The following is a 13,158-nucleotide window of genomic DNA, read 5'->3' on the forward strand; positions in this document are numbered from 1 at the left end:
CTCGGCGAGTTTCTGATCTGTTAAATGAACAACTCCGCATAGCTGGAGCAATGCGGGCACTATGGAGGAAAAGAAATGAAAAAATTGCTTATTGCTCTGGCCTCGGCCACTGCGCTTTTTACCGGCGAGGCCAGCGCTGAGGAAAAGCTTAAGATTGGTGCTGCCCCTTATGGGTTGAATGCGGAGTTCATGCAAATCTGGTCAGAAGCGCTCAAAGAACATCCTGCAGTAAAAAATGGCGAAGTGACGCTTACGATCTTCGACGGGCGTTATGACGCGTTGGTGCAGCAGGAACAGTTCAACACAATGGTGACGCAGCAATTTGATGCGATCATCTTTGTACCGATTGACGTTGAAGCCGGTGCAACCGCAGTGCAGGCAGCAGCGGATGCCAATATACCGGTGGTTGGCTCTAACACGCGGGTTAATTCCGACCTCTTGGCAGCTTATGTCGGTTCTGACGACGTTGAATCCGGCTATATGGAAGCAAAAAACGTTCTCGACAAAATCGGCTGTAAAGGCAATGTCGTCATCCTGGAAGGTCCCATTGGCCAATCAGCTCAGGTCTCGCGCCTTGAGGGCAACATGAAAGCACTTGCTGAGTGCCCGGAAGTCAAAGTGCTCGAACAGCAGACCGCGAACTGGTCGCGTGCAGAAGCCCAGACTCTCATGGAAAACTGGCTGACAGCACATCAAGGACAGATTAACGGCGTCATCGGTCAGAACGACGAAATGGCATTGGGTGCTATCGAAGCAATCAAATCTGCCGGATTAAAGGTCGAAGATTTTGCAATCGCTGGCATCGATGGCGTGACCGATGCGCTTAATGCCGTCAAAGACGGTTCCATGACATCAATCCTTCAGGATGCTCGTGCTCAGGCCCAAGGCGCAATGGACCTTGCGATTTTCCACGCGAAAGGCGGCGATTATCAACCTCAGTCTGATATTTGGGAACAATATCCTGAAATGCCGTTCAACGATGGCAAGGATAAAGAATATAATGTGCCATGGACGCCTGTAACGACTGAGAACGTCGACAAGCTGCTGGAAACACGCCAGTAAAACCCTTGGGGGGTGGGGCGAATTCCCCACCTCGATTTTCAGTGTGAAAGAGTGGATTGTTAAATGTCCGACCAATCTCCCCCAATCGATCTGAATTTTCCGCTTACCGGTAAAGTCGCTCTGGTCACAGGAGCAGCGTCCGGCATCGGGGCTGCCGTCGTGGAAGCTTTTATTTCAAAAGGCGCAAAAGTTGCCGTTCTTGATATTAACGCTGAACAAGCACGCGCCAAAGCGGATGCATTGGGAGACCAAGCCAAGCCATTTGTCTGCGATGTTTCGGATCCCGCATCAGTCAAAACGGCTGTTGCAAATGCGATTGAAACATTCGGGAAAATCGATATTGCCGTAAATAGCGCCGGTGTCGTTTTTCTCGCACCCGCCGAAGAATTATCTCTTTCGGATTGGGATCGCACGATAGCAATCAATCTGAAAGGCAGCTTCCTTGTTACTCAGGAAGTCGGACGGGCGATGATCGCAGCCGGTAAGGGTGGTAAGATCATTAACCTCGCTTCACAGGCAGGCAGTGTTGCTATTGAAGAGCATGTCGCTTATTGCGCGTCCAAATTTGGCGTCATCGGCATGACCAAAACATTTGCAGCAGAGTGGGGCAAATACGGCATTACCGCGAACACGATTTCTCCGACGATTGTTCTAACCGAACTGGGCAAGAAAGCCTGGGAAGGCGAAAAGGGAGAAAATGCCAAAAAACGTATCCCAACCGGACGCTTTGCCTATCCGGAAGAAATTGCAGCCGCTGCTGTATTCCTCGCTTCTGGTGCAGCCGACATGATTAACGGTGCAGATCTTGTAGTTGATGGTGGTTATACGGTTCTTTGATCCAGAACTTAGCTATCGCTACCAGAGTTTCCATAAATATTGCGGAACCATCTTTCCGCCTTCGATAGGTGTAAAATGCAACGATTTATAAATAACCCGGACGAAGTAGTCGAAGAGACCGTCAAAGGTTTTGTAAAAGCACATAAAGACATCGTACGGTTATCGTCAGAGAACCCGCGCGTAGTTGTCGCAAAACATGCACCTATCGAGGGGAAGGTTGGTGTAGTCACCGGCGGTGGCTCTGGGCACGAACCGGCTTTCATCGGTTATACCGGCAAGAACATGCTCGATGCGGTGGCAGTCGGCGAGCTTTTTTCATCCCCCACAGCCAAAAGTTTTCATGACGCATTTCGGGAAGCCAATGGCGGAAAGGGCGTAGTCTGTCTTTATGGCAATTATGCCGGCGATAATATGAACGTCAAAATGGCGGTGAAACTCGCCGCTAAAGACGGGATTGAAGTGCTCACCGTCGTAGCGAATGACGACGTATGTTCTGCCCCCATTGAAGAACGAGAAAAGCGTCGCGGCGTTGCGGGCGAAATCTTTATGTGGAAAGTCGGCGGGGCCAAAGCCGCAACTGGCGCGAGCCTTCAGGAAGTGCAAGCCACCGCGCAGAAAGCTATCGACAATTGCCGTTCGATTGGCATCGGTCTTGGTCCATGCACGCTTCCGGCCGTTGGCCATCCAAACTTTACAATTGAACCCGGAACAATGGAAGTTGGCATTGGCCATCATGGCGAACCAGGTGTGCGTATCGAGCCGCTCAAACGCGCAGACGAAGTCGCCCGCGATATGTGCAAGATCGTTCTTGACGATCATAATCTTCCCGAAGGCACAGAGGTTGCGGTTCTAGTTTCAGGTTTAGGCGCGACACCGATCAATGAGCTATATATTCTAAACGATACGATCGAAGAGGAAATTACCGCACGCGGTCTTACAATCTATCGCACCTATGTCGGCAATTACTTCACCTCTTTAGAAATGGTCGGCGCTACTCTGACAGTTATGGCGCTAGATGATGAATTGAAGGAATTGCTCGACGTTGAAGCGCGCTGCACCGCGGTTTTGTGAGAGAGGGCCAGATGACGCAAACATTCAAAAATGCCGGTGCGGGTGAAATTGTTGTCTCACTCGCCGAACGGATCATCGAAAATAGAGCCTATCTGAGTGAAATCGACGGTAAAATCGGCGATGGTGACCATGGCGTCAACATGGCTAAGGGTTTCGGTCTCGCCGCTGAACGTCTGAAGGGTAAGGACGTCTCACTTGCCGAAGGACTTGAAACGCTGGGAACCGTTTTGCTCACGGAAATCGGTGGTTCAATGGGACCGCTTTACGGCGTGATGTTCAACGAATTCGCTGAGAAATTGGAAGGCGTGGATAATATCGATACCGTCGCTTTCAGCACAATGCTGCATGCCGGTCTGGACGGTATCCAGTCCATCGGATCTGCCAAGCTCGGCGACAAGACATTGCTGGACAGCTTGATTCCTGCCGTCACGGCTTTTGACGATGCAAATGCGCAGAATCTATCCTTTGCTGAAAGCCTTGACGCGATGGCCGCCGCCGCGGAAGCTGGTAGAGATTCCACGATTGATCTTGTTGCAAAGATCGGCCGTGCGAGCCGGCTGGGAGAGCGTTCTCTGGGCGTTTTGGATGCGGGGGCGACGTCTTGCGCGCTTATCCTTACCGAACTGGCAGCGCAAGCAAAAAGCCGTTTGCAATAATTCGAACCTGATTTCTGATTTGGCGTCTGAAACTGTGTGAGTTCATAGGCTCAGACGCCAAATGCGTTTCACCATGTTGCAATTGCGTGGGAACACTTCCATGTTGGCAGCGCAGAAGCGAGAGGGAACAGAACATCGAATGACCATCAAGCCCAATACATCGCGCAAGCAAAGCAAGTCTAAAACCGGCGCAGGGGAGCAATTTAACGCAATTCCGATGCGTTATGGCGATGACCCTTATGTTTGGGCCTGCTGGCTCTATTATGAAGATGGATTAACGCAGAGCGAAATCGCTGATGCGATGGGCATATCGCGAGCAACGGTAAATAGTTATCTTGCGGAAGCGCGCGAGAAAGGGATAGTCAAAATCTCTTTGGAACCGGGCCTGCTTGAATCTCTGACAGTCGCACAATTGCTCAAGCGCCATTTCGGATTAACTGATTGTGTTATAATCCCGCATGATGACAATGTGAGGCCACTGATCGATCGTCTCGGCGTTGCAGGTGCGCACGCGCTTAACAAAATTTTGAAATCAGGTGACACGATCGCCGTATCATGGGGCAGAACCGTTCTTTCCGTCGCCGAACATACGTCTATCAGTTTCTTGCAGGATATGACAGTTGTTCAGGCGACAGGCGGCACGACAGCCTCTATTCCTTACACACCGGAGCGTTGTGCGGCGGTGCTTGCGGAAGCACTCTCTGCCCGTTGCGTGAATATTGTCGCGCCAGCAATGGTTCGTTCCAAAGAAGTACGCGATATGATGCGCGAAGAGCCATTGCTTCAGGAGCAGTTCGCAATCCTTGAACGTGCAAACCGGATATTGTTTGGAATTTCTTCGCTTCGGCCAAATTCCACAATTCACACAAGCGGTTTTTTCGAATCTGTTTCGCTACAGCAATATCTTGCTGCAGGCGCGGTCGGCGTGGTGGCAGGTCGGTTTATCGATGAACGAGGAAATGCAGTTTCAGGGCCGTTAGATGAGCGCACCATTGGTTTACCCCTCGATATTTTGCGGAAAATTCATACACGGATCGGGGTTGCTGGCGGTTTCGACAAAGTTCCCGCGCTTTTAGCCGCACTTCGCGGCGGGTTTATCAATGTTCTGGTGACAGATGCCGCCACCGGACTGGGAATATTGCGCGCCGATGGGGTCATTGATCTGGAGGCTCGGCTTACTCAGAAGCCAAAACCGACCCAGCTTCCAGCGACTTTTCGCGTGAGAGTGAAAAAATTCCTCAATAATCCCAATGAGGTGGTTGAAGAAATGCTTGACGGAGTTGTGCGGGCGCACGGAAAGTTTCTTCAACCCATTGGCGATTCTAATCGCGCTTTGGTAGCACGAGAAGGGCCTCGCCCAGGTAAAGTTGGGCTGGTGATCGGCGGAGGCGCAGGGCATGAGCCCTGTTTTCTGGGCTATGTCGGGAAGGGGCTTGCGGATGCAGTAGCCGTCGGCAATGTTTTTTCGTCGCCACCGCCCGATCCAATCGTTCAATGCGCATTGGCCGCTTCGGGCGGCGAGGGCGTACTTTTCGTTTATGGAAATTATGCCGGCGACGTCATGAATTTCGAGATGGCTGCTGAAATGGCCGCTGAAAAAGGAATTCCCATCCGCACTGTGCTGACGACTGACGATATTGCGTCTTCGCCGATTGATGACAAGGATGGTCGGCGCGGCGTGGCGGGTAATTTCTTTGTCTTCAAGGTCGCCGGTGCTGCCTGTGATAAAGGACTTACATTGGAGGCCTGCGAAATTGTCACGCGCAAGGCGAACTCACGTGTTTACACCGTGGGTGTCGCGTTGGAACCCGGATCATTGCCGCAAAGTGGCCGACATAATTTCGAAATTGGTCCGGATGACATGGAAATTGGCGTGGGCATACATGGCGAGCCCGGTGTTTCGCGTGATCGCATTCGTCAGGCTGACGAGATCGTTGACGGTATCATGGATAAAATCTTCAACGAAATGCAGGCTGTTTCTGGCGACCGTGTAGCGGTACTAGTCAATTCCTTCGGGGCAACGCCTTTGATGGAGCTTTACGTGATTTATCGCCGCGTGGCCCAGCGTCTTGAGGCCAAGAATATTCAGATTGAAGCAAACTGGATCGGTCATTATTGCACGTCGCTGGATATGGTCGGAGCATCGGTCTCAATCATGCATCTTGATGCGGAATTGAGCGACTTGCTTTTCCATCCTTGCGAAACGGCCAGTCTGAAAATTGGCTGAATGTACAATAGAGTTTATGTCGGAAATAAAATTAGCATTCCCCTTATATAATCAACACATGTTGTGGCTATAAGGTTCGAGGAGATATCCATGTCAGTAACTGCGGCTCGTCGTCTTGCCCATATGTTTGATGCTGTATCGGCAGCCTTGGAAGCTGATCGTGATCGGCTATCGGAACTTGATGGTGCTATTGGAGACGGGGACCACGGCACGACAATGGCATTGGGCTTTCAGGCGGTGCGTAATGAACTGGCCAGACTTGATCTGGACAATGTCGATATTTCAGCAATATTTGATACGGCTGCAACCGCATTCATCAACGCTGTCGGGGCTTCGACCGGGCCACTTTATGCGACCGGTTTTCGCCGGGCTGCGAAAGCAACTGCGAGTAAAAATGAACTCGATCTAGCAACTTTCGCACTTATCATTCAGTCCATCGGCATCGGCATTCGGGATCGCGGATTAGGCCAGCACGGCGATAAAACCATGTTGGATGCATGGTTGCCCGCCGCGGAAGCAGCCCAGCTCGCCGTGGCGAACCAGCTCGATGAGCGCAACTTCTGGGACAAAGTGGTAACAGCAGCCACTGCGGGAGCGAATTCTACCCGATCTATGATTGCAGCCAAAGGACGCGCAGCACGTCTGCGCGAACGTTCGCTAGGGCATATTGATCCGGGTGCGGCATCAACCGTTATTATCTTACAGGCGATGGCTTCATCAGCACAAAATTGATCCAATCAGGAATTTGACGCACAAAAATTAGCCTCACTAGACGCCGCATTTCCTTGACATATTTTCTTTAACGGAATCCGACGAGAGGCGGACTAAAGGCCGTTTTCTGCTCAGGTGAGGTTTTTACATTTGCTTTTTCTGAAAATAGTCGGATAGTATTTAACAAATGTCAAAATGTGGATTATAACGATATAATCACATGCCCAATTCCGGACAGTCGTTTCGAAAAGCCATTCTAAATGGCAATCGCAACGGGCATTGGCTGGAGGCGGCATCACGGGGAATGGAGATCCCGACATGACATTGGCAAGGACGGCTTAAAGCAGTTCAGAGGGTGGGGAGCCCTTGATATCTGGAGGATATAAAGTGCCATCGATAAGTTTGGACAGGCAGACGCTTTTTCTGCTGCTGATCAATATTGCGGTGCTTGCGGCAGGTGCAACTTTTGCAGGTGCGCACTTTATGGACAGCTACAATCTTCAATCGATGGCTGCTCAAGTTCCAGAGCTCGGACTGCTGGCACTCGGTGTCGCACTGGCCATGATTTCAGGCAATGGCGGTATTGATCTTTCTGGAATCGCTCTTGCCAATCTAGCAGGAATCGTCGCTTTCCTACTGGCTCGGCAAATCATTCCGGTCGATGAGGCCCCCTTGCTGTTCTCCTGGGTATTTGCTGGTTTGGCATTATGTGTGGGACTTGTTGGCGGTTTAATTAATGGCGTCATGATTGCCTATGCCAGGCTCACCCCATTGATTGCAACGCTTGGCACTCAGCTGGTTTTCACAGGTTTTGCGGTATTTCTCACCAATGGATCGGCGATCACCCTAGGATATATCGAGCCGCTGGATAATTTTGGCAATATGCCAATCTTGAGCATTCCTATGTGTTTTGCTCTGTTTCTTGCGATCGCAGCTTTGCTTGGCTTTGTGCTGAAATATACGCCCTTTGGCGTCAAACTTATGTTGCTTGGCAGCAATTCCAAAGCGGCACGATATGGCGGCATTAATGAAACCCGCATGCTGCTTATCACCTACACCATCTGTGGAGTTCTGGCATCGATAGCGGGGATTATTATCGCTGCCCGCAATTCATCGGTGAAATGGGATTATGGCGGCTCTTATGTACTGATCGCCATTCTGATTGCAGTTTTGGGAGGGGTAAAGCCGGAAGGGGGTTATGGAAAAGTCCTCTGTGTGCTGCTTGCTGCCACTGCGCTTCAGATTCTCTCGAGTCTGTTCAATTTTATGGATATTTCCAACTTCTTCCGTGATCTCGCATGGGGCGTGTTGCTGCTGGTGCTGCTGGCATCGGCGCGTGTCGATCTTGGATATTGGCTCCGTTTAAGACGATAAGCCGATCTCAGTAAGCCAGTGGAGGAGTTGGGTGAAGCCAAATATCAGCTTAGTTTTATCATCGGAGGGAGAAACATGCGTATAATCACTAAATTTATGGCTTGCACCATGCTTGCTGGTGCGATGATGGCCGGATCTGCTATCGCGCAGGAAAAACCGACAATAACAACGGTCGTGAAGGTTACCGGCGAAAACTGGTTTACCCGCATGAATGAAGGCGTCGATGCCTATGGTGAAGACAATAGCCATGTCAGCACCAATCAGGTTGGGCCGGCGAGAGCTGATGCTGCGCAGCAGGCACGGATTATCGAAGACCTTGTTGCCAAAAACGTCTCCGCGATTGCAGTTGTGCCGATGGATCCATCTGCGCTAGAAGGAGTGCTCCGTCGTGCATCCCAGCGCGGCATTAAAGTCATCGCCCATGAAGGTGATAGCCTGACCAATGTCGATGTTGACATTGAGGCGTTTGACAACCGGGCATTCGGAGAGCGTATGAACGAAGCGCTTGCCAACTGCATGGGCAAATCTGGCAAGTGGACCAGTTTTGTAGGTTCGCTCGGAAGTTTGACTCATAATCAATGGGTTGAAGCAGGTGCTGAAAATGCAAAGCAATATCCAGAAATGGAATTGGTTGCAGAGAAGAATGAATCCTTCAATGACGCCAACAGGGCCTATGAAAAGGCCAAAGAAATTCTGCGCAAATATCCCGACATCAAAGGCTTTCAGGGCTCATCGGCAATCGATGTAATCGGGATCGGACGCGCTGTTGATGAAGCAGGGCTTCAGGACAAGACCTGCGTTGTTGGCCTCGGACTGCCAAAAGACACCGGCCCCTATCTCGAAACCGGTGCTGTTGATCAGATCTTCTTCTGGGACCCCAAAGACGCCGGTTATGTGATGAACAAAGTCGCAGACATGGTTTTGAAGGGTGAGGAAATCACAGATGGAATGGATCTTGGTGTCCCCGGCTATGAGAAAATGACCGTAATTAAGGGTCCCGGCAAAGGCGTTATCATTCAGGGCCAAGCATGGGTCGACGTGGATAAATCCAACTATAAAGATTATCCATTCTAATAAACGTCCGAGTTGAAACTGCCTCAAGGCTTTCTCTTAAGATAGCCCTGAGGCCGCTGCATCAATTGGAAAGTCCATAACTTCAGACGATGCGCCACGATATACTCTGACGGTCTCAGGAATTCCCTATGCACGCTACAGCTTCACCAATCACTTCTGCACAGCCATTTCTTGAAATTCGAAATGTCAAGAAATCCTTTGGAGGCGTTAAGGCTCTCAAAGAAATCAGCTTTGTTATTGAAGCAGGCCAAATTTACCATTTGATGGGTGAAAACGGCTGTGGCAAAAGCACATTGATCAAAATTCTTTCCGGTGCACAATTAGCGGATGAGGGGCAGATCTTAATCGACGGGGTGCCCACTGGTCCCCGCGCCGGTGATATAGGTGCTATCGGTTCCTTACGCGCAGGAATTGAAACTGTTTATCAGGATCTATCGCTGCTGCCAAACTTGTCTGTGGCCGAAAATGTAGCGCTTACAGAACAACTCGTTGAATCTTCAGGCAAACTATCACGCAAGCTGAATCTAGCTGGATTGCAGGAAACAGCACGGCGTGCTTTAGCTGAAGTACACTTGCCCACCGACGACGCTTTTCTAAAGCGCCGAACTGATACTTTACCCCTTGCTACACGCCAGTTGATTGCCATTGCACGCGCTATCGCCTCGGACGCGCGTTTGGTCATTATGGACGAGCCAACCACCTCGCTGACCCGGCAGGAAGTCATCAATCTTTTGCAGGTTGTAGAAAGGTTACTGCGTAAGGGCGTCGCAGTCCTCTTTGTAACACACAAGCTTGACGAGTGTAAGTCATTGGGTGGTCGCGCCATCATCATGCGCGATGGATTGAAAGTCGCAGAACTCGATGTCGCCACCCATTCAAAAGCAGAACTCACACATTGGATGACCGGTCGGGAGATCAGTGAAACCCGTTATCGCACCGATCCCAAGCTCGGGCCGCTGCTACTTGAGGTGGATCAGCTCAGCGATGAACAAAACTTCCAATCTGTTTCACTGGATTTAAGAAAAGGCGAAATACTAGGAATTACGGGTTTGCTGGATTCCGGACGCAATGAGTTAGCACTGGCCCTCGCTGGTGTTGTGCCAGCGATTTCTGGCCATATAAAGCTCAACGGTAAGATAATTACCCCGCAATCTGCGGCTGATAGCATCAACTATGGTATCGGCTATGTACCGGAAGACCGTTTGACTGAAGGTCTTTTTCTTGAAAAGCCTATTCAGGACAATATTACCCTGCCTATCCTCAACCGGTTACGCAATGCGTTGGGCATAATCAATTCTGGCAAAGCAAGAAAAGTCGCTGAAAATACTGTCTCTGATTTACAGATCGTAGCACCCGACGTTTCAGTGCCAGTGCAATCACTTTCTGGCGGAAATCAGCAGCGGGTTTTGATTGGTCGCTGGCTCACGATCAATCCGCAATTGCTTATTCTGCATGGCCCAACCGTTGGGGTGGATGTTGGTTCAAAAGATACGATTTTCCGCATCATACAGCGGTTAGCAGATCAAGGAATGGGTGTGATCATAATCAGCGATGACCTGCCTGAGCTTTTGCAGAATTGCGACAGGATTCTGGTTATGCGGCAGGGGCAGATAGTTGCTGAACATTTGGCCGATGGACTGACGGAAGACGCGATCTATGCGTCCATGGCCAGCACTGCAAAGGAGATCGCGCAATGACGGATATGACTTCATCCGAAAGAGCCACTAGCCAAAGACCCGGCATCTTGCACCGGGCATGGGACTTGATGGGAACAAGACCGGAGCTGTTCACGCTGCTACTGGTAGTGATTACATGCTTGGTTGTACTAGCAGCAAATCCTGATTTTTTGCAGATGAGCAATCTGGTGGATATTTTACGTGCATCGGTTGTGCGTGGTCTATTCGCCATGGGTGTGCTGGTGGTGCTGGCTTCAGGGGGCATCGACGTATCGTTTACGGCAATTGCGGCCTTTGTAATGTACGCGCTTACCATGCTGGTAACCAACTGGTTTCCGGAAATGCCGATCGCAGTCATTCTCTTGCTCGCTGCAATGGGCGGCGCATGTTTTGGCGCGTTGAACGGCCTGCTTGTTCATAAGCTTCAGGCTCCTTCACTCATCGTCACCATTGGAACGCAATATGTCATAAGAAGCTTTTTGTTGACCTTTGTCGGAACTGCTTTGTTTATGAATATTCCGTCAGCTATGGATGCTTTCGGCAAGGCATCGCTGTTTACCCACCATGCAGCCAATGGGGTGGTTTCCGTATTGCCAGCAACTGTGCTGGTGCTGGCGGTCGCCGCCTTCGTGACCTGGTTTATTCTAGAACGTACCCTGATGGGACGTGCGATTTTCGCAATGGGAGGAAATCCGTCGATCGCTGAGCGTCTCGGTATCAATCTATTTAAGGTCCGGATTTTCGTCTTTGCTTATGCCGGTCTTTTGGCTGGTATTGCAGGGGTCGTCCATGTCTCAAGCAATCGCCTGGCCAATCCGTTTGATCTGGCTGGAATGGAGCTTGAAATCATTGCAGCGGTCGTGCTTGGCGGAGCGCGAATTACCGGTGGTTCGGGCTCAGTCATAGGCACTCTTCTCGGAGTCCTCCTAATTACGCTTGTTAGCAATGTGCTGATTTTTGTTGGTATTCCAAGCACGCTACAACTTGCCATTATCGGCATCTTCATTCTGCTCGCGGGCACCATATTTGCGCTTAGAAACAGAAGCTAAACCAGCAATCTACATACAATTGGGGGAGGGGTTCTATGGTTCACCATGTTTCCGTTATCGGACTTTACATTCTCGATGTTTTGGGGCGGCCAGTGGACGCTATTCCTGAAGGCGGCAATGTCGAATTTATTGAAGAGATAAGATTGACCGTTGCCGGAACAGCAGGCGGCACGGTCGTAAATCTCGCAAAGCTTGGGCTTAATTGCCTGGCTGTCGGCGCGGTCGGCGATGACGAGAAAGCGGATTTTGTAATTTCTACGTTACAGCGTTTTGGTGTTGATACCGCACAGATTCAGCGTTTGAGTGGTGTGCCAACATCAGCGACTATTTTGAACATTCGTCGCAATGGCGATCGTCCCGCATTGCATGCGCGCGGTGCGTCTGATCATTTTGAAGTCACTGAGCAAGATTATGACAAGGTTTTAGCGGCTCCCATTATTCATCTTGGTGGTACGGGACTTTTGGCAAAACTTGATGGAGAGCCGAGCCGTAAATTGCTGGCAGAAGCCAAAGCGCGCGGTCGTATCACTACGTTTGATCTGCTTGGGGCAAACGATCGGACTCTAGGACTGATTGAACCGCTGTTTCCTTATATTGATTATTTCATGCCCTCCATCGAAGAGGGGCGCCAAATCAGCGGGGCCGAGACTGTTGAAGCAACAGGACGGTTTTTCCTAGAGCGCGGCGTCAAGAATTGTCTTTTTACGCTGGGTGGTGACGGTGTTTGTTATATGTCTGCATCGGGCGAAGTCATCCGTCAGCCAGCATATGAAATTGATGTTGTTGACACTACCGGGTGTGGGGATGCATTCGATTCAGGCTTTATCACCGCTCTGCATCACAAAATGGATGTCAAAACCGCTTTAAGTTTTGCTCAGGCCTGCGCTGCTTTGGTTGCAACCGGTCTTGGCTCTGACGCAGGTATTCGCAACTTTGATGACACTGTGAATTTTATGAACAGTGCTCCAATCAAGGTTTGAACCGAAGAATCTTCACTAGCCACCATTTTGCCCATGGCAACATTCAATTATCGCGTACGCTAAGCACGCAATAAATAGTATAGAATATCCGTCCACAATGGAGATTTCTTACATAACCGTGAACCGTTGAGCCTGCCGACGGTTCTCAGCATATTCCGGATAGACGATTGTAAAAGCTGAGAACAGTCGCTCGCTACGCGCCGTAATGTTCCATAACCTAGATTATGCAATCCGTATGGGTTTCTGGTTAGGTTCAGGACCCATTGATTTGACGTGATGTCTATGATTCAGAGGGCAGTGCAGGAGCCTGAATCATGAGCAATTTATTTTGGCTGACGGACGAGCCAATGGCTCGTCTTCGTCCTTATTTCCCCAAGAGCCATGGTCGCCAGCGCGTTGATGATCGGCGCGTTCTGAGCGGGATCATCTTCGTTAACCGCA

General features: G+C 50.4%; 11 protein-coding genes and 1 pseudogene. All 12 read left to right on the forward strand.

Going from position 1 to position 13,158, the window contains the following annotated elements:
- Nucleotides 1-75 precede the first annotated feature (75 nt).
- The gene (locus tag C7374_RS11685) at nt 76-1,062 is read left to right on the forward strand and encodes a substrate-binding domain-containing protein (RefSeq protein WP_111575805.1); all 987 of its coding nucleotides are present in this window, start codon (nt 76-78) and stop codon (nt 1,060-1,062) included.
- Nucleotides 1,063-1,125: 63 nt separating this feature from the next.
- Nucleotides 1,126-1,899 (forward strand): SDR family oxidoreductase, encoded by a 774-nt coding sequence (locus C7374_RS11690; RefSeq protein ID WP_111575806.1) that lies wholly within the window; start codon nt 1,126-1,128, stop codon nt 1,897-1,899.
- 75 nt (nt 1,900-1,974) lie between these two features.
- Nucleotides 1,975-2,970: a dihydroxyacetone kinase subunit DhaK gene (locus C7374_RS11695; RefSeq protein WP_111575807.1), complete on the forward strand. Its 996-nt coding sequence runs from the start codon at nt 1,975-1,977 to the stop codon at nt 2,968-2,970.
- Between the two features lie 11 nt (nt 2,971-2,981).
- A complete protein-coding gene (gene dhaL / locus C7374_RS11700; RefSeq protein ID WP_111575808.1) occupies nt 2,982-3,626 on the forward strand; it encodes a dihydroxyacetone kinase subunit DhaL in 645 nt (214 codons plus the stop codon).
- A gap of 139 nt (nt 3,627-3,765) precedes the next feature.
- Complete coding sequence (locus tag C7374_RS11705) at nt 3,766-5,853, forward strand: bifunctional sugar-binding transcriptional regulator/dihydroxyacetone kinase subunit DhaK (protein WP_111575826.1); 2,088 nt, start codon at nt 3,766-3,768, stop codon at nt 5,851-5,853.
- A 90-nt stretch (nt 5,854-5,943) separates the two neighbouring features.
- Complete coding sequence (gene dhaL / locus C7374_RS11710; RefSeq protein ID WP_111575809.1) at nt 5,944-6,585, forward strand: dihydroxyacetone kinase subunit DhaL; 642 nt, start codon at nt 5,944-5,946, stop codon at nt 6,583-6,585.
- 366 nt (nt 6,586-6,951) lie between these two features.
- Nucleotides 6,952-7,938, forward strand: coding sequence for an ABC transporter permease (locus tag C7374_RS11715; RefSeq protein WP_111575810.1), 987 nt, complete (start codon nt 6,952-6,954; stop codon nt 7,936-7,938).
- A 96-nt stretch (nt 7,939-8,034) separates the two neighbouring features.
- Nucleotides 8,035-9,012, forward strand: a complete 978-nt coding sequence (locus C7374_RS11720; protein ID WP_374850398.1) for a substrate-binding domain-containing protein — start codon at nt 8,035-8,037, stop codon at nt 9,010-9,012.
- A 128-nt stretch (nt 9,013-9,140) separates the two neighbouring features.
- On the forward strand, nt 9,141-10,709 hold the full coding sequence (locus C7374_RS11725; RefSeq protein ID WP_111575812.1) for a sugar ABC transporter ATP-binding protein: 1,569 nt from the start codon (nt 9,141-9,143) through the stop codon (nt 10,707-10,709).
- A complete protein-coding gene (locus tag C7374_RS11730; protein WP_111575813.1) occupies nt 10,706-11,737 on the forward strand; it encodes an ABC transporter permease in 1,032 nt (343 codons plus the stop codon). Before C7374_RS11725 ends, C7374_RS11730 begins: the two co-directional genes overlap by 4 nt.
- A gap of 35 nt (nt 11,738-11,772) precedes the next feature.
- Complete coding sequence (locus C7374_RS11735) at nt 11,773-12,717, forward strand: carbohydrate kinase family protein (RefSeq protein ID WP_111575814.1); 945 nt, start codon at nt 11,773-11,775, stop codon at nt 12,715-12,717.
- Nucleotides 12,718-13,031: 314 nt separating this feature from the next.
- Nucleotides 13,032-13,158: pseudogene (locus C7374_RS11740) on the forward strand (IS5/IS1182 family transposase); the annotation flags it as partial.

Source organism: Falsochrobactrum ovis (assembly GCF_003259955.1).
In the GTDB taxonomy this organism is placed as follows: domain Bacteria; phylum Pseudomonadota; class Alphaproteobacteria; order Rhizobiales; family Rhizobiaceae; genus Brucella; species Brucella ovis_A.